Here is a 22,633-nt window from a genome sequence, read left to right on the forward strand (position 1 = left end):
AGCCGCCTCCTAGTCGTCGCGTCGCTGGTAGCGCGCCCTGAGCCAGAACAGCAGGAAGAAGGCAAGCACCAGCGCAGCGCCGGCCGCGGCCGCCAGCCAGGGCGAGACCGCGCCGAGCGCAAGCATCACGTCAGGCAGCAGGAAGAATGCGATCCCGGTGACGATGAGGATGACCGCGGCGGCGACCGCGGCCGAGCGGCCGCCCTTGTCCGAATTGTCGGTCATCGTTCGCCCGCCGCCTTCGCTTCGGCACGTATGTCCTCCAGCCGTCGCTTCTGCCGACCGTCGGCGTCGAAATTGTCGGGTGACAGCCAGGCCTGATAGGCCTTGGACAGGATCGGCCATTCGCCATCGATGATCGAGAACCAGGCGGTATCGCGATTGTCCCTCTTGGAGAGCATGTGCTGGCGGAAGACGCCCTCGAAGGAAAAGCCGAGTCGTTGTGCCGTGCGCTTGCTCGCTTCGTTGCGATTGTCGCACTTCCACTCGTAGCGGCGGTAGCCGAGGTCTTCGAACACGTGCTTCGCCAGCAGGTACTGCGCCTCGGTCGAAAGTGGCGAACGCGCCATCGCCGGACCGTGGGCGATGCCGCCGATCTCGACGACGCCGTTGGCCGGATCGGGGCGCATGTAGTGCGCCATGCCGACGACCTTGCCGTTTGCCTTGTCGACCATCACCTCGCGTACCCAGCCGGACCCGATGACCGCCGCGGACCAGGCGTCGAAATCCGCGATTCCTTCGAAATCGTCCTGTGCAAAGTATTTCAGCAGCGGATTGATCGCCATCCCGCCGAAGGCCTCCCACAGCGCCTCGAGATGGCGCGCGCGATCGTAGGGCTCGATCCGCACCAGCCGCCCCTCCAGCGTGACCGCGGCCGGAGCCGGGCAGCCCTTCCAGTCTTTCAGATCGCGCATGTCCTCACCCCCTGCCGTCAGATCGCTTCCCGCCTCGACCGCCAAGGGCCTGGTGCGGAAAGCCATAGCCAGCAGGGGGCCGGGACACAAATGCAAAGTGCTGATGCACCGATCACGCCCAGGGGCTGGCCGGGGCCTTGGCGGCGGACACGGTCGCCTCGATATGGTCGACGAGCGGGTCCGGCAGGCCCAGTCGACCGGCCAGCAGATCGAGATAGCCGCGCTCGGCCCGGCTGTTCGGTTCGATCGTCAGCCGCGAGGCGGTGTAGAGCTCGACGCGCTGCTCCTCCGTCTTCGCCGCGGCGACGATCCCGTCGATGTCGATCGGATCGGCCAGCTCCTTCTCCAGGAAGGCGGCTGCGTCGCCGCCGATGCCCGAGACCCGGAGCCTGTCCATGATGTGCGCGCGCTCGGCGGCGTCGATGTGCCCGTCGGCACGGGAGGCGGCGATCATGGCGCGCACCAGAGTCAGCGCGAAATCATCGCTCACAGCCTCCGTTTCGAAGCCCGAGCTTGCCGGCGGCGCCAGCAGTTCCGGCTCCTTCGCCGCGTCGGCGGCGGCCGTGGCCGGCGCCTTGCCCTGCTGGTAGTTCCGGTAGGCCTGGTAACCGAGCCCGGCGATGGCCGCCAGCCCGCCGAGCTTCATCGCGGCGCCGGTGACCTCGCGTCCCCCCTTGGTTCCGAGCAGCACTGCGGCGATAGCGCCGGCGGCGAGCGGATTGTCCTTGGCCAGTTGCGTCGCCTGCCCGGCGCGCTCGCGCACGGTGCCGCCCGCTCCGGGAATCTGCGATCCGAGAAACTGGTCCAGCAACTTTTTGGCATCAAACATCGCGGTCTCTCCCATGCCGAGTTAGGTCGGACTGAGACATAGGAACGAGACAGGCGGAATACAAACGCGCCGTGCACAAACGCCGCCGGGAAGTTCCGCGGCGGCGTCACCTGTCAGTGCGATGGATTTGCTAGCCGGCTAACTTTTTAGCGCCGCGGCCTCGGCCGCGAGCCTGGTGATGCCATCCCAGTCACCGGCGGCGACAAGGTTCTTCGGCGCGACCCAGGAGCCGCCGACGCAGACGACGTTCGGCAGTGACAGGTAGTCATTGGCATTGGCCAGTGAAATGCCGCCGGTCGGGCAGAACAGCGTACCGGCAAGCGGCGAGGCGAGCGACTTCAGGTAGCTGGCGCCGCCCGCCTGCTCGGCCGGGAAGAACTTCAGCACCGTGTAGCCTTCCTGCCGCAGTGTCATGACCTCGCTGGCAGTGGCCGCCCCCGGCAACAGCGGCACCGTCGACCGCGACGCCGCGTCGAGCAACTGCCGGGTGGTGCCGGGGCTGACGATGAACTGCGAGCCCGCCTCGACCGCCTCTTCGAACTGCGCGCCGTTCAGGATGGTGCCGGCGCCGGCGACCGCGCCCTCGACCTCGTTGGCCACGCGCCGGATCGCCTCCAATGCGGCCGGCGTGCGCAGCGTGATCTCGATCGCCTTCAGCCCGCCGGCGACGAGCGCACGGGCCAGCGGCACGGCGGAAGCCGCATCGTCGACGACGAGGACGGGAACGACCGGCTGCAGTTTCAGCACCGACAGAAGCTTCTCGGCCTTGTTAGCCATGCGTGCATCCTTAAAACGATTGAATTCGATGCTGGAATACCCCTTCCGCAAGCCGGTGTCGAGCAAAAATGGCCGCCACGAGGTCGCCTGCCTGTAGCCGGCAAACGGACCGTCCGCCCCCGCGCCTTGTCATATTCACGTCATCGTGTAGTCTAGCGAGACCAACCATCCTCGACAGAAAGCGCGGAATGGCCAAGGAAATCGAGCGCAAGTTCCTCGTCGCCGGCGATCAATGGCGCCGCCTTGCCGAAGGTGGTGTCTCCATCCGGCAAGGCTACGTGATCACCTCCGAGGACCGGTCGCTGAGGGTTCGCATCTATGGTGACGGTCGCGCCATGCTGACGGTCAAGATTGGACCGTCGGCGCTGACCCGCGACGAATTCGAGGTCGCGATAAGCACCGAGCTCGCCACCGAAATGCTCGATCACGCCGTGGGAATGGTGCTGGAGAAGGTCCGCTACGAGATCGCCCACAGGGGCTTCACCTGGGAAGTTGACGTCTATGGCGGCAGCTACAAGGGCCTCGTCGTGGCCGAGATCGAACTCGATAGCGAGAGCGATCGTCCCGAGTTACCCGCCTGGGTGGGACGCGAGGTGACGGGGGATTCCCGCTACTCCAACCAGTCATTGGCATTGTCTGAGGGAGCGTTGGTGACGGAGCATGCGTCCGGTTCTTAGACCAGACAAGCCGCTCGACAGTGAAGTGCAGCGGATTGCGGCGCGTTATCTGAAGCGGGCGCGGTCCGTGCTTGCCGAGCAGCCGGAAGGCCCCCACGAGGCGATCCACACCGCCCGCCAGCAGTTCAAGCGGGTCCGCAGCCTCTATCGGCTCGTGGCGACCGCCGACAGGCCGTTTCAAAAGCGTGAGGACGAGCGCGTCGGCGCGCTCGGCCGCAGCCTGCGAGCGAGCCGCGATGCGACCTCGCTGGTCGAGGTGGCGCGCCGGCTTACCCAAACCACCTCGACGGCAGAGCAACGCATGGCGGCGGGAAGAATTCTCCAGCGACTGGAGGCAAGGCGCGACGCGGTCGCCGATCCCGGCACGACGGACGAGCAGATCGGGGACGCCATCTCCGCCTGCGACGAGGCGCTGGAGGCGCTGGCCGACTTCAGACTGCGCCCCGGCCACAAGCGCGCCGCGCAGGTGCTGGGCGAGGGATGGCGCAAGACGGGTGAAAAGGGGGCCGCGGCCCTGGTCGAGGCCAGGGACGGCGGCGTCGCCGAGGCCTTCCACACCCTGCGCAAACGGGCGCAGGATCGCTGGGTACACTGCCGCTTCCTCGCCGAGGCATGGCCGGCGGCCTTGAAGAGCACCCGCCAGCAGACCCGTCAACTCGTCAAGCTGCTTGGCCAGAACCAGGACATCGCCCTGCTTTCGAGCTTCGCCGAGGCACATCCCGAGGCGATGGGCAAGGCGAAGGACCTCGCGCATCTGATGGCCGTGATGTCCGCCGAGGAGAACCGCCTGCGCGCCGCCGCGCTGCCGCTCGCCGAGTTGATCTTCCCCCCGCATGTCGAACAGGACGCCGGCCGCATCGCACTGTTGTGGCGGCACGCCGCCTGATCGCGGGACGCTTGAGCGCTCCGGCCGATTGCGCCACCGCGCGCAAAGCTGTATTTGGGCCGGCATGACAGCGACCCACACCGCAACTCCGAACCAGAACGAGGCGCCGTTCCTCGTCGCGACCCTTTACCACTTCGTGTCGGTGCCGCGCTTTGCCGAACTGCGCGCGCCGCTGCAGGCGCTTTGCGAACAGAACGGCGTGCGGGGAACGCTGCTGCTCGCCCACGAGGGGATCAACGGCACGATCGCCGGGACCGATGCCGGCATTGCGGCCGTGCTCGCCTTCCTGCGCGCGCAGCCGGAATTCGCGACGCTCGAGCACAAGGAAAGCCGGGCCGCCGAGATGCCGTTTCTGCGCATGAAGGTGCGGCTGAAAAAGGAAATCGTGACGATGGGCGTCGAGGAGATCGACCCCAGGCGGGTGGTCGGCACCTATGTCGCTGCGAAGGACTGGAATGCGCTCATCGCCGATCCCGACACGATCGTCATCGACACGCGCAACGACTACGAGACGGCCATCGGCACCTTCCGCGGCGCGCTCGATCCGCAGACGAAGACGTTCCGCGAGTTCCCGGACTGGGTACGCAACCACACCGGCCTGCACAACAAGCCGAAGATCGCGATGTATTGCACCGGCGGCATCCGTTGCGAGAAGGCGACCGCCTTCATGAAGGAGCAGGGCTTCGACGAGGTCTATCACCTCAAGGGCGGCATCCTGAAATACCTCGAGGACGTGCCCCCGGAGGAAAGCCTGTGGGAGGGCGCCTGCTTCGTCTTCGACGAGCGCGTCTCCGTCACCCATGGCCTCGAGGAGGGCGAGCACACCCTCTGCCGCGCCTGCCGCCACCCGCTGACGGCGGACGAGGTCACGGCGGCAACCTACGAGGCCGGCGTCTCCTGTCCGCATTGCTTCGACAGCCGCAGCGACGACGACCGGACCCGCTTCCGCCAACGCCAGAAGCAGATGGATCTCGCCCGCCGGCGCGGCAAGCCACATCTCGGCGGCTGAGGGAGGTGCGGCGGCCGACGCCCGCTAGGCCGCCTTGGACTTGCCCCGCGGGAACTGCTGCGCCAGCGCCTTGTACCAGTGCCCGCTGTTCTTGATGGTGCGCGCCTGGCTGTCGTAGTCGACGTGGACGATGCCGAAACGCATCCGGTAGCCCTCGGCCCACTCGAAATTGTCCATCAGGCTCCAGGCAAAATAGCCGCGCAACGGATGGCCCTCGGCGATCAAGTCGGCCGTCACGCCCAGATGCTCGGCGATGTAGTCGAGCCGCGGCTGGTCGTCGACCGCACCGTCTTCCACCCCGATGTTGTAGCAGGCGCCGTTTTCGGTGATGTAGCAGTCCGGCAGGCGATAGCGGACGTTCAGCCGCCGCACCAGGTCGCCGAGCGCCGGCGCGCAGACCTCCCAGCCGATATCGGTCTTGGCCTTGTTGACCGCGGCCGCGGGAAGGGTTGCCGGGTACTCGGCGTCCGCCGACGGGTCGGCGGAGACCCGCATCGGCGTATAGTAGTTTAGCCCCCACCAGTCGAGCGGCGCCTGGATCGTCTCCATGTCGCCGGGCTCGATGTCCGGCATGCGCTGCCCGAGCGCCCGCATGAACGAATCCGGATAGGCGCCGGCAAACACCGGACCGAAGAAGACGCCGTTGTGGAAATCGAAGGCGCGTTGTTCCGCCGCAAGATCGTCGGCGCTGTCCGAGCCCGCATAGGTCTGGTGTGCATTGAGCACGATACCGACCGGCAGATTCGCCCGCTCGGCCCGCACCGCGGCAACGCCAAGCCCATGGGCGAGATTGGTGAAATGCAAAGCGTGCAGGGCCGCGTCCATGTTGCGCTCACCCGGTGCGTGGACGCCGTAGAGATGGCTGAGCCAGACCGAGCACCACGGCTCGTTGAAGGTCGAGACGGCGTCGAGCCGATCGCCGATCCGGGCGATCACCGTCTTGGCATAGCGCTGGAAGGCGTAGGCCGTGGCGCGCGCGGTCCAGCCGCCGTCGCCCATCAGCGCCAGCGGCAGGTCCCAGTGGTACAGCGTGGCGAAGGCCTTGATCCCGCGCGCCTTCAACCCGTCGACGAGCCGGTCGTAGAAGTCGAGCCCGCGCTCGTTCACCGGACCTGTGCCCTCGGGGATGACGCGCGGCCAGGCGATCGAGAAGCGGTAGGCTCTTGCACCGAGCGCCTCGATCAGGTCGAGGTCCTGCTCCAGTCGGTTGTAGTGGTCGCAGGCGACCTCGCCGTTGTGGCGGCCATGGACCCGTCCGGGCATGCTGGCGAAGGCGTCCCAGATCGACGGCTTGCGGCCGTCCGCCTTGGTGGCGCCCTCGATCTGGAAGGCGGCCGTCGCCACGCCGAAGACGAAATCACCGGGAAACCGGGCTGAGAGGATGTTGGGGTCGGTCATGGGAAATTTCCGCCACTGGACATGCATGGGCAACCTGGTCCGGTTTGCCCTCCTGCAACGTTGCCGTAACCGGGTCGCATGAAATGTCAATGACGAATGGTGCCTGCGGTCGCCACAAAGGTCTGATAGGTCGTCGGATCGGGCAAGCCATGGCGAGAGGGAGGCGATCGATGTACGAGCTCTACTATTGGGACGGCATCCAGGGGCGCGGCGAATTCGTGCGGCTGGCGCTGGAAGAGGCCGGTGCCGCCTATGTCGACGTCGCGCGGGAACCGGGCCGCGGCACCGGCGAGATGATGCGGCTGATCGAAGGTACGACCGATGCCGAGATCCCCTTCGCCCCGCCATTCCTCAAGGACGGCGACCAGATCGTCTCGCACGTGGCGAACATCCTGCTCTATCTTGGCCCCCGGCTCGGCCTCGCCCCGGCGGGGGAACGGTCGCGCTGGTTCGCCAATGCATTGCAACTGACCATCACCGACCTGGTCACGGAGGTCCACGACACGCACCACCCGATTGCCGTCTCCCACTGCTACGAGGACCAGAAGGAGCAGGCGAAGGCCCGCGCAACCGTGTTCGTCCACAATCGCATGCCGAAGTTCCTCAACTATTTCGAGCGCGTCCTCAACCAGAACCCGGCCGAAAGTGGTTTTGCCGTCGGCGGCAACGCCACCTATGTCGACCTGTCGCTGTTCCAGATGATCGAGGGGCTGCGCTACGCCTTCCCGACGGCGATGCAGCATCACGAGCGCCGCTGTCCCGGTCTCGTGCGGCTTCACCGGTCGATCGCTGACAGGCCCAGGATTGCGGCCTACCTGGCCTCGCCAAGGCGGCTGGCGTTCAATGAGAACGGCATATTCCGGCGCTATTTCGAACTCGACATAGCGCCGTAGCCCCGAGAGAAGGCCACCTGCCGGATGAGGCGATCGGTGGCACCCGCGGGTCCGCGGGGGCCTTGGAATTTGCAACGCAGAGGCGCTATGATCCCGCCACTACACCGCCGGCAAGAGGAGCATCAAATGGACGGGAGCAAGGAGAGCGGCGACGGCGCTTCGCCCGCAGCGCTGATTGATACGCGGATCGCGGATCTTGGTGATTGGCGTGGCGAGATGCTGGCGAGGGTGCGAGGCCTGATCCGGCAGGCAGACCCCGAGGTGGTCGAGGAATGGAAGTGGCGGGGCGTGCCGGTATGGTCGCACGCGGGCATCATCTGCACCGGGGAGACCTACAAGAGCATAGTCAAGCTGACCTTCGCCAGGGGCGCCGCGCTGGCCGATCCTTCCGGCCTGTTCAACGCCAGCCTGGACGGCAACACCCGCAGGGCCATCGACATTCGTGAGGGCGAGGCACTGGACGAGCCGGCGCTGAAGGCGCTGGTCCAGGCCGCCGTGGCGCTGAACACCGCCCGCTCCGGCAAGCGCGCGAAGGCTGGCTGAGGCCTGGCGCGGTCTCAGCCGCGCGACGTCATCCAGACGCCCACCAGCGTCAGCGCCAGGCCAACGAACATCGCCGCCGTCAGAGGCTCGGAGAAAAGGACCCAGGCCCAAAGCATGGTGACCGGCGGGCTGAGGTAGATCGCGGCGCTGACCTGCGCCACCGGGAACAGCCGCAGGCTTGCATAGTAGACCGCGTAGGCGACGAAGGTCGCGATCAGCACCAGCCAGACCATGCCCACGGCAAAATTGTAGGTCATCGGCGGGACGATGTTGCCCTGCAGCAGCGCGCACAGGCCGAACAGCAGCGCACCGGTCAGGGTATGGATGCAAAGGCTCTGGTGCACGGGCATCTGCTGCGTCCGGCGGCGCCTGTAGATGACGGAGGCGAGCGCGAATGCCAGCATCGACCCCACCGTCACCCCATAGGCCCACAGCGGTGCCGCGCCGAAGCCGAGGCTGTCGAACGACACGACCAGCACGCCCGCCACCGCGATCGCCGTTCCCAGCCATTGCCGCCCGCTCAGGCGCTCGCCCAGGAGCGGCTGCGCCATGGCTGCGATCGCCAGCGGCAGCAGATCCGAGATCAGCGCGACCAGCCCGGTCGGCACCCGCTGTTCGATCGCCAGGGCGAAGCCGCCGAGATAGAGGAACACCGACATGACGCCAAAAAGGGCCTGCTCCAAGATCCCGCGCAGGCGAAGCCGCGGTCCGAAGGCGAGCGCGAACGGCAGCAGGATCAGCCCGGACAACAGCGTGCGCCAGAACAGCACCAGGACGACGCTCGCCTCTTCGCTGGCATAGCGGATGCCGACGAAGCCCGAACTCCAGCCGATCACCAGGAGAACCGCCATCAGCGGCCAGAGATAGCGGCGTGGATTGGTCGCCGGCAGGGAAAGGGACTGATCGGTCATGGGGTGCTCGGATTTGGCTCGCCGCACAGCAATAGGACCGAGTGCGTCGCCATGCACATGACAAATATCGATCGATGCATGACATATCAGCCGGAATTGCACTGGATCGTTGCAATATGCCGCGCTGGTCAGCATAATTTTGCAGACTTCATCGGGATGGACAGATCATGACGGAGACCAACGGCCGGCGCCTGGAAATCGACGCCCTGCGCGCCCTCTGGGCGATCCGCCATCACGGCGGCATCACCCGGGCGGCCGAGGCCCTGGGCCTGTCGCAATCGGCGGTCAGCCACAAGCTCAGGCGGCTGGAGACCAGCCTCGATTGCGAACTGCTTAGCCGCAAGCCCGGTTCGCCGATGTTCACCGCGGCCGGCGAGGACCTGCTCGACTTTGCCGGCCGCATCCTCGGCCTGCACGACGAGGCGCTTCTGAGCCTGTCGAAGACGCCGCTCGCCGGCCGCATCGCCCTCGGGCTGACCGAGGACACCACCTGCACCGACCTTGCGCGCATACTGGGGCGCTTCCGCCGTCTGCACCCGCAAGTTTCCGTGCGCACCAAGGTCCGCATGAGCCTGGTCCTGCGCGCCATGCTGGAGCGGGGCGAACTCGACGCCGCCATCGTCCAGGTTTTCGCCCACGAGGTCCGCCCCACCGACGCCGTGCTGTTCCGCGAGGAATTGCATTGGGTCAAACACCCGGACCTGTCGCTGCCGCGGGCCGGCCCGATCCCGTTTCTGTCCTTCGACGACGAGTGCTTCTATCGCCAGTGGGCGCTCGACATCGGGCAGGATGGCGACCTCCTGCTCGAAACCGTGTTCGAATGCGCCAGCGCCGCCGGCATCATCGCCGCCGTCACCTCGGGACTCGGCGTGGCGCTCCTCAGCGACCGGCATCTGCGCAGCGAGATGCAGGTCGTCACCGATCTCCTGCCCGCCCCGCCGGCGCTCGCCTATGTGGTGCGCCGCAGCCGCAAAATGAGAAACCCCGCGCTCGACACCCTCGTTGCCGAAATCGAGAGCGAGATCAGCCGCTACGGCGGGCTCGTCTTGGCCAGCTAGGCCAAGCGGCCCCGCGACACAGCCGCAGCACGAGCAGGCGTCTTGGACCACCGATCTCAAAAGCAGAGTGTGAGAAACGGCCAAGGGGCGGCCAGCCCGCCCCTCGCCCTCTTCATCGCGCCAGGGGCACGACGACGATCAGACCTTCACCCAGGCACCGTTCTTCTTCGAGGACTGCACGCAGGCGTCGACGAACAGCATGCCCTTCAGCCCGTCGTCCACGGTCGGATAGGTCACGGCCGGGTCGACCGGGGCGCCCTTGCGCCTTGAGAAGATCGCCCGTGCGGCCTCGGCATAGATGTTGGCGAAACCCTCGAGGTAGCCCTCGGGGTGGCCCGGGGGCACGCGGGTGACGCGGGCGGCGGCGGCATTGGCGCCGGCCCCGCCGCGGGTGATCAGCCGCTTCGGCTCGCCAAAGGGCGTGTACCACAGGTAGTTCGGGTCGCGCTGCACCCACTCCAGCCCGCCCTTGGTGCCGTAGACGCGCACCATCAGCCCGTTCTCGTTGCCCGGCGCCACCTGGCTGCACCACAGCATGCCCTTGGCGCGGACGCCGTCCTTTTCCTTGAACCGCATCATCACATGGGCGTTGTCATCGAGCTGGCGGCCCGGCACGAAGCTGTCGAGGTCGGCGCACAGTGCGTCGAGTTCGAGGCCGGAGACGAAGCAGCCGAGGTTGTAGGCGTGGGTGCCGATGTCGCCGGTCGAGCCACCCGCACCGGACTTCGACGGATCCGTGCGCCAGGCCGCCTGCTTTTGGCCGGTCTGTTCGATGCTCTCCGTCAGCCAGTCCTGCGGGTACTCCATCTGCACCAGCCGGACGGCGCCGATCTCCCCGTCCAGCACCATCTGCCGTGCCTGCCGCACCATCGGGTAGCCGGTGTAGTTGTGGGTGAGCACGAACAGCGCCTCGCTCTCGTCGGCGAGCTTCTTCAGCTTCCTCGCATCCGACAGCGTCGAGGTCAGCGGCTTGTCGCAGATGACATGGATGCCGCGCTTCAGAAACTCCCTGGCGGCCTCGTAGTGCACGTGGTTCGGCGTCACAATCGCGACCGCCTCGATGCCGTTCTTCAACTTGGCCTCGCGGATCGCCATCTCCTTGAAGCTGCCGTAGCAGCGCGACGGTTCGAGCCCGAGTTCGCGGCCGGACGCGATCGATTTCTCCGCCGTCGAAGACAGCGCCCCCGCCACCAGTTCGAAGTGATCGTCGAGCCGGGCGGCGATGCGGTGCACCGCGCCGATGAAGGCGCCGGCCCCGCCTCCGACCATCCCGAGCCTGATCCGCGGTTCCCGCGCCTCGGTCGCGCCTGCTTCGATTGCCATGCTGTTTCCTCCTTGCCTGTTCCCCTTGCGGGGTTGGATTGAAATCGACTTTGTGCCTATATCCGGCTCCGGCCTATGGGAGCTCGCGACAATGGACAGGTAGAACCGGCCGCCTTCGGGGCGGCTCGATCACGCATCGGAACGCGGCGCCCCGGCGCTCGCCCCCTGTCACTGCCGGAGAGGCCCCTCATGCCATTGCTCAACCCCATTCGGACCCATCCGATCACCGCCCCCGACGGAACCGTCGTCGGGAACACTGTCCACCTTCGCAACGTCATCGACCACCCCAGGTTCGAGGTCGGCGACTATTCCTATGCCAGCGACTTCGCCTGCCCCGACGACTGGGCCGCGACGCTCGCGCCCTACCTTTTTGCCTTCAGCCCGGAGCGGCTCGTTATCGGCCGGTTCGTGCAGATCGCCCAGGGCGTGCGCTTCATTACCAGTTCGGCGAACCATCCGATGGACGGCTTCACCACCTATCCCTTCCGCATCTTCGACCTGGCCAACACCGGCGGCTATCCCGATCTGCCCTTTGCGGACACGGTGATCGGCCACGACGTCTGGCTCGGTTACGGCGCGCTGGTCATGCCCGGCGTCACGATCGGTTCGGGGGCGATCGTCGCTGCCGGCGCGGTGGTGACGCGCGACGTCGAGCCCTACTCCATCGTCGGCGGCAACCCGGCCGTCCCCCTGCGCAAGCGTTTCGCCGATGACGTGAACTCGACCCTCCTCGACCTGGCGTGGTGGGACTGGGATCCCGAACGGATCGAGCGCAACGTCGCTGCGCTCGAAACGGGCGACCTGGCCGCCCTGCGCTCCGCCTGAGCTCAGATCCCCAGCATGCGCCGGTTGGCGGCCTCGTCGGTGCCGGCGTCGGCGAAGTCGTCGAAGGCCTTTTCGGTGACGCGGATGATGTGGTGCCGGACGAATTCGGCACCCTCGCGCGCGCCGTCCTCCGGATGCTTCAGCGCACATTCCCATTCGACCACGGCCCAGCCGGAGAAGTCGTTCGCGGCCATCTTCGAGAAGACCGCGCCGAAGTCGACCTGGCCGTCGCCCAGCGAACGGAAGCGCCCGGCCCGGTTCACCCAGCCCTGGTAGCCGCCATAGACGCCCTGCCGCCCGGTCGGGTTGAATTCCGCGTCCTTGACGTGGAACATCCGGATGCGGTCCCTGTAGATATCGATGTTGTCGAGGTAGTCGAGACACTGCAGCACGTAGTGCGACGGGTCGTACAGCATGCAGGCGCGGGCGTGGTTGCCGGTGCGCTCCAGGAACATCTCGTAGGTGATGCCGTCGTGCAGGTCCTCGCCCGGGTGGATCTCGTAGCAGACGTCGACCCCGCAGTCCTCGGCATGGTCGAGTATCGGCCTCCATCGGCGGGCGAGCTCGTCGAAGGCGGTCTCGACGAGGCCGGCCGGGCGTTGCGGCCAGGGATAGACGAATGGCCAGGCGAGCGCCCCGGAAAAGCTGGCCATCGCGTTGAGGCCGAGATTCTTCGAGGCCGTCAGCGCCAGCTTCACCTGCTCGACGGCCCAGGCCTGGCGCGCCTTCGGATCGCCCCGCACCGCGGGCGCGGCGAAGCCGTCGAAAGCCTCGTCATAGGCCGGATGCACGGCGACGAGCTGGCCCTGCAGGTGCGTGGAAAGCTCGGTGATCTCGACGCCGTTCTCGCGCGCCTTGCCGGCGAACTCGTCGCAATAGCTCTTGGATTCGGCCGCCTTTTTCAGGTCGATCAGCCGACCGTCCCAGCTTGGCACCTGCACACCCCGATAGCCACAGTCCGCCGCCCACTTGGTGATCGCGTCCCACGAGTTGAACGGCGCCGCGTCCCCGGCGAATTGCGCCAGAAACAGCGCTGGCCCCTTGATCGTCTTCATCTTGTAGTTCCTCCCAACGCATGCGCCGCCCATGCGGCAATAACTCGCGAGACGGACCGTCTTGGCCAAAAGACCGCTCGACCGCCACACCTGCAACGTTTCAGTCTCGCCCGAAGCTAGCGGCGATTGCGCCGACGGGCAATGCGCATGGCGGGTCGAAACGAAAAATAGGACTGTCTTGAACGACCGCCCGGGCTGGCGGCCCGGGCGGCACTGTCTGGCTAGCGGATCAGAACGGAGAGTCCGGGAAGTAGAAGTCCTTGGCGTTGTCCTTGGTGATCAGCGTCGCGTCGATCGTGTAGACGCCGCGCACCGGGACCTGGCCGTAGAAATTGGCCGTCGTCATCTCCAGCGCGGTGCCGACCATGGCCGGCGGATAGAGCACGTCGACCGGGATCATCTTGTCGCCGTCCATGACCTTCTTGACCATCTCCTTCGAGCCGGCGCCGGCGACGACATACTGGATGTCGGTGCGCTTGGCCTGCTCGATCGCCTGCAGCACGCCGACGGCCATGTCGTCGTCCTGGCACCAGACGACGTCGATCTTCGGGTACTTGGTCAGGTAGTCCTGCATCACCTTGAAGGCGTCGTCGCGGTTCCAGTTGCCGTACTGGCGGTCGAGAACCTTGACGTTGGATCCCTCGATGCCCTTGTCGAAGCCGTCCTGGCGCTGCTGGTCGATCGGAATCGGCAGGCCGCGAATGACCACGACTTCGGCATCCGGCGTCGTCGCCTTGATGTATTCGCCGGCGGTCTGGCCGAGCGCCGGGTTGTTGCCGGCGACGTAGAGATCGCGGACCGATCCGTCATTTACCGACGGCGCGCGGTCGACGATGGCAACGAAGGTGCCCTTCCCCTTCACTTCCTTGATCGCATTGACAAGCGGATCGGGGTCGGTCGGCAGGATCACGAGCGCGTCGATGCCCTGCGTCTCGAGGTCCTGCACAGCGTTCGCCTGGCTCGCCGGATCCGGCGAGGTCTTGACGATCACGTTGAGGCCGGGGTGCTGCTCCATCAGCTGCTTGGCGACGCGCTCGGCGTGATAGACGACGCCGGCGGTCCAGCCGTGGTCGGCGGCCGGGATCGACACACCGATCGTCACATCCTTGTCCTGGGCGTGGCCGAGGCCGGACAGGGCCGCGACACCGGCGACGGTGAGGCCCAGTAGTTTCTTGCGCATGAAGTTCCTCCCAAAGTCAGGTCCGTCTCTTCAACTGCCGGGAGACCTGTTGGCCCGGCTCTTCCTTCCCGCAGCGGCGCCGCCTGTCGGCCGGCACCGACGGGTGTTACGACTTCCGCACCAGCGAACGCTGGACGAGCATCGCAATGATGATGATCGCGCCCTGGATGGCACCGATCAGGTACTCGCTGATGAAGTTGGACAGCAGCATGATGTTGCCGACCAGTTCGAGGATGAAGGCGCCGCAGATCGTGCCCCAGACGCGCCCGGCGCCGCCCTTGAGCGCGGTGCCGCCGACGACGACGGCGGTGATCGCCTGCAGTTCCCAAAGGATGCCAGTCGTTGCCGACGTCGAGCCGAGGCGCGGCACGTAGAGCAGCACGGCGATCGCCACGCACAGCCCCTGGATGACGAAGGCGATGGTGCGCACGCGGTTGACCGAGATTCCGGAATAGCGGGCGACATCGCGGTTGGAGCCGACCGCCACGACGTGCCGGCCGTAGCTTGTCCGGTAGAGGACGAACGCGGCCACCGCCGTGACGGCGAGGATGACGACGATCGGCACCGGCACGCCGAGGAGGGTGCCGAAGTAGGCCGGCCGATACATCTCCTGCAACTGGGGCTCCCTGAGCGTGATCGCCCCGCCCTGCGACAGCCAGGTGGTGAGCCCGCGATAGATCCCCATCGTGCCGAGCGTGGCAATGAAGGGCTCGATCTTGCCGATGGTGGTGATCAGGCCGTTGGCAAGCCCGCAGGCCGCACCGGCGGCGACGGCGAAGGCGATCGCAGCCGTCAGCATCAATGCCGGATCCGCGATCACGCCGGAATTCATGAACAGGATCATCAGGCTGGCGATGAAGGCCACCATCGCGCCGACCGACAGGTCGAGGTCGCCCGAGGAAATGACGAAGGTCGCCCCGACCGCGATGATGGCGATGAAGGCACTGCGCGTGGCGACATTGGCCAGATTGGTCAGACCGATGAAATTGGGGTTGACGAGCGCACCGATCACCAGCAGCAGCGCCAGCGCTGCGAACGGCGCCACGGCCCTCAGGTCGACGTCCTTCCAACCGCGGCGCCGGATCGTCGCCTGGCCACCCTCTTCGTTCACGCTCATGTCCACGTCCATCCTCCCGTCCCGCCCTCCAGGCGGGGAAGTTCATTTCCTGCAGGCCGTCCGCCCTAGGCGGCGGCCTTCCTCTTCAGTCCCGCCGCGTAGCGCATGATCTCCTGTTCGGAGATCTCGTCGCCCTCGAGGATGCCGGCGATATGGCCCTCGCGCATCACCGCCACCCGGCTGCACAGCCCGATGATCTCCGGCATCTCCGAAGACACCACGATGATCGAGCGTCCGTCGCGCGCGAGCGCCGAGATGAAATGATAGATCTGCTGCTTGGTGCCGACGTCGATGCCGCGGGTCGGCTCGTCGATGATGATGATCTGCGGTTCGGTCTCCATTACCTTGGCGAGCAGCAGCTTCTGCTGGTTGCCGCCGGACATGCGTCCGGCCACGATCCTCTCGTCCCGCACCCGGATATCGAACCGCCGCCGGGCCCTGTCCAGCGACGCCGCCTCGCTGCCCGGATCGAGGTAGCCAAGCCGGCTGTGGCGCTCCAGGGATTGCAGCGTCAGGTTCGCCATCATGCCCGCGTCCAGCAGCAGCCCCTTGGCCTTGCGGTCCTTGGTCATGTAGGCAAGCCCGCTGCGGTTGGCCGCATGCACGTCGCCGGACGGCAGCGGCTGGCCGGAGACCCGCACCTCGCCGGAAAGCCGCGAACGAAGCCCGACGATCGCCTCCATCAGCTCCGTCCGCCCCGATCCGATCATGCCTGAGAAGCCGAGGATTTCGCCGCGCCGGACCGCGAAGCTTGCGTCGCGGACATAGCCGGTCGACACCGCCTCGACCTGCAGGACGACATCCTCGTCGACGTCGGGCTCCGTCTTGGCCGGATAGAGGCTGGAAAGCTCGCGCCCGACCATCAGTTGCGCGATCGCCTCGCCGTCGAGGATCGCGGTCGGTGAGGTCTTGATCCACTGGCCGTCGCGCAGGACCGTGACGCGGTCGGTCAGCTCCATCACCTCGTCGAGCTTGTGCGACACGAACACGAAGCTCGTGCCCTGGTCGCGCAGCTTGCGCACCTGGCGGAACAGGAAGTTCGTCTCCTCGCGCGACAGAACCGCGGTCGGCTCGTCCATGAAGACGACGCGCGCATCGCGGCTGATTGCCTTGGCGATTTCGACCATCTGCTTCTCGGCGATCGACAGCGAGGCGATCATCGCGTTCTCGTCGACATGCGAGCCTAGCAGGTCGAGCACTCGCCGGGCCTCCGCGCGCATGAACTTGCGGTCGAGCACGCCGTAGCGTGTCACCTCGCGCCCGAGAAACAGGCTCTCCGTGACGGTCAGGTGATCGGCGAGATTGAATTCCTGGTGGATGATGACGATGCCGAGCGCCTCGGCGGCGCCGTTCGGCGGCAGCGTCACCGATTGGCCGTCGAGGACAATGTCGCCCGCCGTCGGCTGCTCGAAGCCGGACAGGATCTTCACCAGCGTCGACTTGCCGGCGCCGTTCTCGCCCATCAGCGCGTGAATCTCGCCCTGCCGCAGTTCGAAATCGACGCTGAACAGCACCTGCACGCCGCCGAACGACTTGCTGATGCGCCGCGCAGACAGCACGACGGGCGCCCCGTCGGCAAGCCTCGAATTCATGATTTCCTCCATGCGGCTCCCAACCGCTTGGCGATGATGTAAACCTTTACATCGCGCAATGTAAAGGTTTACATGACGTCTTAGCGCGATTCTTTCGAGGTCCGGCGTTTGACCGCCGGGCAAGTCTGTGTAGTGTCCCCGCAAAGCAGCCCGAGGCAGAACGCAGTGTCGAATTCCACCCCCGCGACCATCGAGGACGTCGCCCGCATCGCCGAGGTGTCGATCGCCACCGTCTCACGGGCGATCCACACGCCGGAAAAGGTGGCGAAGTCGACGCGGCTGAAGGTCAACCAGGCGATCGCGATCACCGGCTATACCACCAACGCCATGGCGCGCAGCCTGAGGCTCGGCCGCTCCAACATGATCCTCGTGGTGGCCCCCGACATCGGCGACCCGAACTTCTCCAACATACTGGTGGGGCTGGAGAACGAGGCGCGCGCGCATGGCTATGGCGTGCTGATCGGCCATACCCAGAACGAGCCGCAGCGTGGCCTGGAATATCTGAAGTTTCTCAATTCCAACCAGGCCGCCGGACTGATCCTGTTCACTGGCATCCTGCCCTTCGGGCATCAGGCAATGACGGCGCGCCTGCCGCCATGCGTGGGCGTGTTCGAGCCGGTCTTCAACGGCGGCATCCCCTATGTCGGGGTCGACGACGTCGAGGGCGCACGCAAGGCGGTCGACCTGCTGATCACCGAGGGTCACCGCAAGATCGCCTTCATCGGCGATTCCCGCACCCGGCTTGCCCACAGCCGCCGGCGCGAGGGTTACGACGCCGGCCTTGATGCCGCGGGCGTGCCGAGAGAGCGGCGGATCGTGATGGAAGGTGACGGCACGATCGAGAGCGGCCGGCTGGCGCTCGAGCAGCTTTTCATGCGCGACGACCTGCCGACCGCCTTCATGTGCGTCAACGACCAGACCGCCCTCGGCGTCATGATCGGGCTGAAGGCGCGCGGCTACGACATCCCGGGCGACTTTTCCGTCACCGGTTTCGACGACGTGCCGCAGGCCAGCTTCATGACGCCCTCGCTGACGACGATCCGCCAGCCGCGCACGGCGATCGGCAAGACCGCCATGGCCCTGCTGCTGGAGATGCTGTCCGACGGCAGCCCGGCGGAGAGCGAAATTCTGCTCCGGCCGGACCTGGTGGTCCGCAACTCGGTGGCCGCGCCGTCCAGGCAATGGACCAGGCGCTGAAGCTGTGCAGTCCCGGGTCTCCGGCAAGCCGGCCGTTTGCGCGGACGGGACCACCAGCCTCCGCCTCTTCCCCTATATCCATGGATAGTTGGAGGGACCTCGGTCTTCGGTCTATAACCCATTTCGCAACTACCCAACCCGAAGTGCTCAGATACTTGCGTTCCATTGCCGAGACGCCCCCTCTCGCCTCGGCGATCCCTGCGGCGGGCTCCCGTCGGGTCCGGCCCGCCGCATCCCGATTTCGTCCATGGCGACAAGCGAACAAGGCACTCCAGTAGCGCCTGACAAACGAGTGCGCCCGCAAGACCCGCAGGCCGTGGCCGGTTGAAGCTCTTAGGTCAGGCCGCCATGCACGATCGACCGGTTTGCGCCCGGTGCGGCCCGGGCCGCCCCCAAACATGAGAGCCGGGAAGTCTCCGCTTCCCGGCTTTCGTTTCCTCTGTCAGTTCGGCGCTGCGATCACGACCGTTCGCATCAGACGTAACGGTTGACGATGTTCTCCAGCAGTTCCTGCCTGCCGGATTTCGGCTTCGGATTGAGGTCGGCCTTCAGCACCCGGGCTTCGATCTCCTCGAGCGAGAAGCCGCCGTCGAGCATCTTTCGGGCCTCCGGTCCGCTCCAGCCGGCATAGCGATCTTCCAGCGGCTTCGACAGTGCCTTGTCCTCGATCATCTTCGCCGCCGCCTTCAGGCCGCGAGCGCAGCAGTCCATGCCGCCGATGTGGGCGATCAGCAGGTCCTGCGGATCGATCGACTGGCGACGCAGCTTGGCGTCGAAGTTGGTCCCGCCGGTCTTGAAGCCGCCGCCGGCGAGCACCTGGTAATAGGCCAGCGCCATTTCCGGGACGTTGTTGGGGAACTGGTCGGTATCCCAGCCCGACTGGTAGTCGTTGCGGTTCATGTCGATCGAGCCGAAGATGCCGAGCGCGTTTGCCAGTGCCAGTTCGTGCTCGAAGGAGTGCCCCGCGAGGATGGCGTGGCCCTGCTCGATGTTGACCTTCACCTCGTTCTCCAGCCCGTAGCTTTTCAGGAAGCCGTAGACGGTGGCAACGTCGAAGTCGTACTGGTGCTTGGTCGGCTCCTGCGGCTTCGGCTCGATCAGGATCGCGCCCTTGAAGCCGATCTTGTGCTTGTACTCGACGACGAGGTTGACGAAGCGGCCGAGCTGGTCGAGTTCGCGTTTCATGTCGGTATTGAGCAGCGTCTCGTAGCCCTCGCGTCCGCCCCACAGCACGTAGTTCTGGCCGCCGAGGCGCTGTGTCGCGTCGATGCAGGTCTTCACCGTCGCCGCGGCGAAGGCGAAGACATCCGGATCGGGATTGGTGGCCGCGCCGCCCATGTAGCGGCGGTTGGAGAACAGGTTCGCCGTGCCCCAGAGCAGGCTGACGCCGGTCGCCGCCTGCTTTTCGGCGAAATGGTCGACGATCTCGTTGAGGTTCTTGGTGTTCTCGGCGAAGCTCTTGCCTTCCGGACGCACGTCGGCGTCATGGAAGCAGTAGAACGGCACACCCAGCAGCTGGAAGAACTCGAAGGCGACGTCGGCCTTCAGCTTGGCCGCCTTCATCGAATCCTCGAACCAAGGACGCTCGAAGGTCTGTCCTCCGAACGGGTCGCCGCCCGGCCAGACGAAGGTGTGCCAGTAGGCGACGGCAAAGCGCAGATGGTCCTCCATGCGCTTGCCGAGGACAACCTCGTCCTTGTCGTAGTGACGGAAGGCGAGCGGATTGGTGCTTTCCGGGCCCTCGTACTTGATCTTGGCGATATCGCCGAAAAAACCGGTGCTCATGGGAATCTCCTTGCTGTCTGAATCTCGGTTTCGTTGTCTTGCCGGCCATGGCGGCCCTGTCCTGCCCCGACGGCCATGACGGGCCGCGGCAATCCCGGCAGGCGGATGAGCTCCAAGGGCATCTCACGTCGCGTCGCGGATCGCCGGATAGAGGCGACGATAGCGGCCATAGGCCGCGTCAAAGGCGGATGCCAGCGCGCGCTCCGGCTCGATCGTCTCGGCCGTTGCCGGCAGGGTGCACACGGAGAGCGGATCATCGCCGGTCGCGGCGATCAGTCCGAGCCGGGCGGCGCCGAAGGCCGCGCCGAAGTCGCCAGCAGCCGGAACGTCGACGGGAACGGCCAGTGCGGTGGCGATCGCCTTCAGCCAGTAACGCGAGCGCGAGCCGCCGCCGATCGCGGTGACCCGGCTCAGGGTCGTGCCGGCCTGCCGCAGCGCCTCCAGACTGTCGCGAATGGCGAAGGCCACGCCCTCCAGGACCGCCTGCGTCAGAACCGCCCGGTCGCTCTCGTGGCCGAGGCCGGTGAAGGCGCCGCGCATCGCGGCATCGTTGTGCGGCGTGCGCTCGCCGGACAGGTAGGGCAGGAAGGTGACGCCGGACGGCGCCCTGAGCGTCTCGCCGAGCTCGGCGGTCAGGTCGGCGGCGCTGGCGCCGGTGAGGCGTGCGTGCCAGTTGAGCGCGTCGGTTGCCGACAGGATCACACCCATCTGGTGCCAGGTCTCCGGCAGGGCGTGGCAGAAGGCGTGGACGGCGCTTTCCGGGTTCGGCAGGTAGCTGCCGTTGGCGGCGAACAACACGCCCGAGGTGCCGAGCGAGACGAAGGCAGCCCCGTCCGTTACCGCGCCCATGCCGCAGGCGGAGGCCGCGTTATCGCCCGCCCCGCCGGCCACGACGACACCGGCGCCGAGGCCCCAGCGGGCGGCAAGCTCGGGCCGCAGCGTGCCGGCGCTGTCCGTGCCTTCGACGAGGTTCGGCATCTGCCGCTGCTCCAGCCCGGTGGCCGCCAGCAATTCGTCCGACCAGCTGCGCGCGCCCGTGTCGAGCCAGGATGTGCCGGCCGAGTCGGACATCTCCGACATGTGCTCGCCGGTCAGCCACAGGCGCAGGTAGTCCTTCGGCAGCAGCACCCAGCGCACCGCGGAGAAGACCGCCGGTTCGTTGCTTTTCACCCAGGCGAGCTTGGGCGCAGTGAATCCGGGAAAGACGATGTTGCCGGTGATCTGGCGAAAGCGCGGGTCGGCGTCCAGCGCGGCGGCTTCGTGATGGCTGCGCGTGTCGTTCCACATGATGCAGGGGCGCAGGACTTGGTCGTGCCGGTCTAGCAGGGTGGCGCCGTGCATGTGGCCGGAAAGGCCGATGCCGCGGACGGCGGCGAGCTGCGTCGGATGCGTGGCCTTCAGGCCGTCCAGCGCCTCCTCCGTTGCACGGATCCAGTCGGCCGGATCCTGTTCCGACCAGCCGGGGAGCGGCCGCGATGTCTGGACCTCGCTGCTCGTCGCGGACGCGACCACCCTCTGGCCGGCATCCATCAGCATCGCCTTGACGCTCGAGGTGCCGACATCGATTCCCAGGTACATTGGCTTCTCCTACTCTGCGTCCGGTTCGTCCGGCCGAGGCGCCTCGCCGCCCTCCGGCGGCAGGTTTTCCTTGATGAAGATGTCGATCCGGATGCGCTCCTGCGCCTCGACGACCGGCAGCCCGTCCGAACGGGAACGCAGCACGCGAATGGCGCTTCGGACCTCATGGCCGGCATCCTGGTTCAGGACCGCATCGATGATGCCGTTCTCGAGCCCGGCCCGCGTCGGCGGGGTCAGCTCGTGCGCGACGACGCAGAGATCGGCCCGACCGGCCGTGGTCAAGGCCTCGACGAGGCCGCCATTGCCGGCGCCGAGGCTGTAGATGCCGGCCAGTTCGGGATGCTCCTGGAGGCATCGAGCGACGAGCGCGCGAGCGATCTCCGGGTCGTCCTGCCCTTCCAGCACGTCGAGGACCGGGCGGCCGCCGCCCGCCTGTGCCATGATCGCGCGAAAGCCCTCCAGCCGCTCCCGATGGTCGCGCACGAGCATGGATCCGGCCAGCACGGCGACCGGGCCAACACGCTGGCCGAGGAAGCGCGCCATCAGGCTGCCGGCGGTGCGCCCGGCAGCGGTGTTGTCGACGCCACAAAAATGATCGCGCCCCGATGCCGCAAGATCGGAGACCAGCGTCACGAAGGGAATGCCGGCGGCCTGAGCCCGGCCGATGGCGTCGGCGACAGCGGGCGCATCGACGGCAACCGCGGCAATGCCCGCCATCCCGTCGGCGATCGCAGCGTCGATGGCACTGACTAGCGCCGCCGCATCGAAGGGCGGCACGCGGGTGACGAAAACCCGCGTCCGCTCGAAGCTCGAGCGGCCGGCGGCGGCCTGCACCTCTGATTCCAGCCGGCGCATGAAGGGGTTTTCACCGCCCGGCAGGATGAAGACCAGCGGATAGACCCGGCTCTTGGCGAGATTGGCCGCGGCCACGTCCCGGACGTAGCCGAGCGACCGGATGGCCGCTTCGACCTTCGCCCGCGTCACCGCGCGAACCCCGGGGCGTCCGTTGAGGACCCGGTCGACGGTGGCGAGGCTGACGCCCGCGCTGGCGGCGATGTCGTGAACGGTCGGTCGCATGGTTTCCTC

At 66.8% G+C, this 22,633-nt stretch carries 22 protein-coding genes; 8 read left to right on the forward strand and 14 right to left on the reverse strand.

Annotation, left to right across the window (positions count from 1 at the left end):
- Positions 1-9 precede the first annotated feature (9 nt).
- The 4 genes from ACXAGF_RS15900 to ACXAGF_RS15915 all read right to left on the reverse strand — a co-directional run bounded on the left by ACXAGF_RS15900 (position 10) and on the right by ACXAGF_RS15915 (position 2,520).
- Positions 10-225 (reverse strand): hypothetical protein, encoded by a 216-nt coding sequence (locus tag ACXAGF_RS15900; protein WP_475018349.1) that lies wholly within the window; start codon positions 223-225, stop codon positions 10-12.
- Positions 222-914 carry a GNAT family N-acetyltransferase gene (locus ACXAGF_RS15905; protein ID WP_475018350.1) on the reverse strand — a complete coding sequence of 231 codons (693 nt, stop codon included), beginning with the start codon at positions 912-914 and terminating at the stop codon, positions 222-224. The genes ACXAGF_RS15900 and ACXAGF_RS15905 overlap by 4 nt, the downstream gene beginning before the upstream one ends.
- Before the next feature lie 112 nt (positions 915-1,026).
- On the reverse strand, positions 1,027-1,743 hold the full coding sequence (locus tag ACXAGF_RS15910; protein WP_475018351.1) for a tellurite resistance TerB family protein: 717 nt from the start codon (positions 1,741-1,743) through the stop codon (positions 1,027-1,029).
- A 138-nt stretch (positions 1,744-1,881) separates the two neighbouring features.
- Positions 1,882-2,520 (reverse strand): 2-dehydro-3-deoxy-phosphogluconate aldolase, encoded by a 639-nt coding sequence (locus ACXAGF_RS15915; protein WP_475018352.1) that lies wholly within the window; start codon positions 2,518-2,520, stop codon positions 1,882-1,884.
- A gap of 188 nt (positions 2,521-2,708) precedes the next feature.
- Between ACXAGF_RS15915 and ACXAGF_RS15920 the strand changes: the two genes are divergently transcribed.
- From ACXAGF_RS15920 to trhO, 3 genes are all read left to right on the forward strand, one after another.
- Complete coding sequence (locus ACXAGF_RS15920) at positions 2,709-3,197, forward strand: CYTH domain-containing protein (protein WP_475018353.1); 489 nt, start codon at positions 2,709-2,711, stop codon at positions 3,195-3,197.
- On the forward strand, positions 3,181-4,083 hold the full coding sequence (locus ACXAGF_RS15925) for a CHAD domain-containing protein (RefSeq protein ID WP_475018354.1): 903 nt from the start codon (positions 3,181-3,183) through the stop codon (positions 4,081-4,083). The genes ACXAGF_RS15920 and ACXAGF_RS15925 overlap by 17 nt, the downstream gene beginning before the upstream one ends.
- 64 nt (positions 4,084-4,147) lie before the next feature.
- Positions 4,148-5,092: an oxygen-dependent tRNA uridine(34) hydroxylase TrhO gene (gene trhO, locus ACXAGF_RS15930; RefSeq protein WP_475018355.1), complete on the forward strand. Its 945-nt coding sequence runs from the start codon at positions 4,148-4,150 to the stop codon at positions 5,090-5,092.
- 24 nt (positions 5,093-5,116) lie between these two features.
- On the opposite strand, the gene ACXAGF_RS15935 is transcribed toward trhO, so the two are convergent.
- Complete coding sequence (locus ACXAGF_RS15935) at positions 5,117-6,490, reverse strand: GH1 family beta-glucosidase (RefSeq protein WP_475018356.1); 1,374 nt, start codon at positions 6,488-6,490, stop codon at positions 5,117-5,119.
- Positions 6,491-6,660: 170 nt separating this feature from the next.
- Between ACXAGF_RS15935 and ACXAGF_RS15940 the strand changes: the two genes are divergently transcribed.
- Together ACXAGF_RS15940 and ACXAGF_RS15945 are read left to right on the forward strand one after the other, a co-directional pair.
- Positions 6,661-7,383 carry a glutathione S-transferase gene (locus ACXAGF_RS15940; protein ID WP_475018357.1) on the forward strand — a complete coding sequence of 241 codons (723 nt, stop codon included), beginning with the start codon at positions 6,661-6,663 and terminating at the stop codon, positions 7,381-7,383.
- A 126-nt stretch (positions 7,384-7,509) separates the two neighbouring features.
- A complete protein-coding gene (locus ACXAGF_RS15945) occupies positions 7,510-7,926 on the forward strand; it encodes a DUF1801 domain-containing protein (protein ID WP_475018358.1) in 417 nt (138 codons plus the stop codon).
- Positions 7,927-7,940: 14 nt separating this feature from the next.
- On the opposite strand, the gene ACXAGF_RS15950 is transcribed toward ACXAGF_RS15945, so the two are convergent.
- Positions 7,941-8,837, reverse strand: a complete 897-nt coding sequence (locus ACXAGF_RS15950; protein WP_475018359.1) for a DMT family transporter — start codon at positions 8,835-8,837, stop codon at positions 7,941-7,943.
- Positions 8,838-9,004: 167 nt separating this feature from the next.
- On the opposite strand from ACXAGF_RS15950, the gene ACXAGF_RS15955 reads away from it, so the two are divergent.
- Positions 9,005-9,895 carry a LysR family transcriptional regulator gene (locus ACXAGF_RS15955; protein ID WP_475018360.1) on the forward strand — a complete coding sequence of 297 codons (891 nt, stop codon included), beginning with the start codon at positions 9,005-9,007 and terminating at the stop codon, positions 9,893-9,895.
- A gap of 138 nt (positions 9,896-10,033) precedes the next feature.
- Here ACXAGF_RS15955 and ACXAGF_RS15960 read toward each other — a convergent pair whose 3' ends face one another.
- Complete coding sequence (locus ACXAGF_RS15960) at positions 10,034-11,218, reverse strand: Gfo/Idh/MocA family protein (RefSeq protein WP_475018361.1); 1,185 nt, start codon at positions 11,216-11,218, stop codon at positions 10,034-10,036.
- 189 nt (positions 11,219-11,407) lie between these two features.
- Between ACXAGF_RS15960 and ACXAGF_RS15965 the strand changes: the two genes are divergently transcribed.
- Positions 11,408-12,043, forward strand: coding sequence for a CatB-related O-acetyltransferase (locus ACXAGF_RS15965; protein WP_475018362.1), 636 nt, complete (start codon positions 11,408-11,410; stop codon positions 12,041-12,043).
- Positions 12,044-12,045: 2 nt separating this feature from the next.
- Here ACXAGF_RS15965 and ACXAGF_RS15970 read toward each other — a convergent pair whose 3' ends face one another.
- From ACXAGF_RS15970 to ACXAGF_RS15985, 4 genes are all read right to left on the reverse strand, one after another.
- Complete coding sequence (locus ACXAGF_RS15970; protein WP_475018363.1) at positions 12,046-13,098, reverse strand: sugar phosphate isomerase/epimerase family protein; 1,053 nt, start codon at positions 13,096-13,098, stop codon at positions 12,046-12,048.
- A gap of 229 nt (positions 13,099-13,327) precedes the next feature.
- Positions 13,328-14,278 carry a substrate-binding domain-containing protein gene (locus ACXAGF_RS15975; RefSeq protein WP_475018364.1) on the reverse strand — a complete coding sequence of 317 codons (951 nt, stop codon included), beginning with the start codon at positions 14,276-14,278 and terminating at the stop codon, positions 13,328-13,330.
- Between the two features lie 106 nt (positions 14,279-14,384).
- The gene (locus tag ACXAGF_RS15980) at positions 14,385-15,395 is read right to left on the reverse strand and encodes an ABC transporter permease (RefSeq protein WP_475018365.1); all 1,011 of its coding nucleotides are present in this window, start codon (positions 15,393-15,395) and stop codon (positions 14,385-14,387) included.
- A 65-nt stretch (positions 15,396-15,460) separates the two neighbouring features.
- A complete protein-coding gene (locus tag ACXAGF_RS15985; protein WP_475018366.1) occupies positions 15,461-16,987 on the reverse strand; it encodes a sugar ABC transporter ATP-binding protein in 1,527 nt (508 codons plus the stop codon).
- A gap of 165 nt (positions 16,988-17,152) precedes the next feature.
- Here ACXAGF_RS15985 and ACXAGF_RS15990 point away from each other — a divergent pair, with 165 nt between their 5' ends.
- On the forward strand, positions 17,153-18,184 hold the full coding sequence (locus ACXAGF_RS15990) for a LacI family DNA-binding transcriptional regulator (RefSeq protein WP_475018367.1): 1,032 nt from the start codon (positions 17,153-17,155) through the stop codon (positions 18,182-18,184).
- A gap of 474 nt (positions 18,185-18,658) precedes the next feature.
- Here ACXAGF_RS15990 and xylA read toward each other — a convergent pair whose 3' ends face one another.
- The 3 genes from xylA to ACXAGF_RS16005 form a co-directional block, all read right to left on the reverse strand.
- The gene (gene xylA, locus ACXAGF_RS15995; protein WP_475018368.1) at positions 18,659-19,969 is read right to left on the reverse strand and encodes a xylose isomerase; all 1,311 of its coding nucleotides are present in this window, start codon (positions 19,967-19,969) and stop codon (positions 18,659-18,661) included.
- 123 nt (positions 19,970-20,092) lie between these two features.
- Positions 20,093-21,547, reverse strand: a complete 1,455-nt coding sequence (gene xylB / locus ACXAGF_RS16000) for a xylulokinase (protein ID WP_475018369.1) — start codon at positions 21,545-21,547, stop codon at positions 20,093-20,095.
- Between the two features lie 9 nt (positions 21,548-21,556).
- Complete coding sequence (locus ACXAGF_RS16005) at positions 21,557-22,624, reverse strand: LacI family DNA-binding transcriptional regulator (protein WP_475018370.1); 1,068 nt, start codon at positions 22,622-22,624, stop codon at positions 21,557-21,559.
- Between the last annotated feature and the right edge of the window lie 9 nt (positions 22,625-22,633).

It is taken from the genome of Mycoplana sp. ABR4_002, from assembly GCF_056159645.1.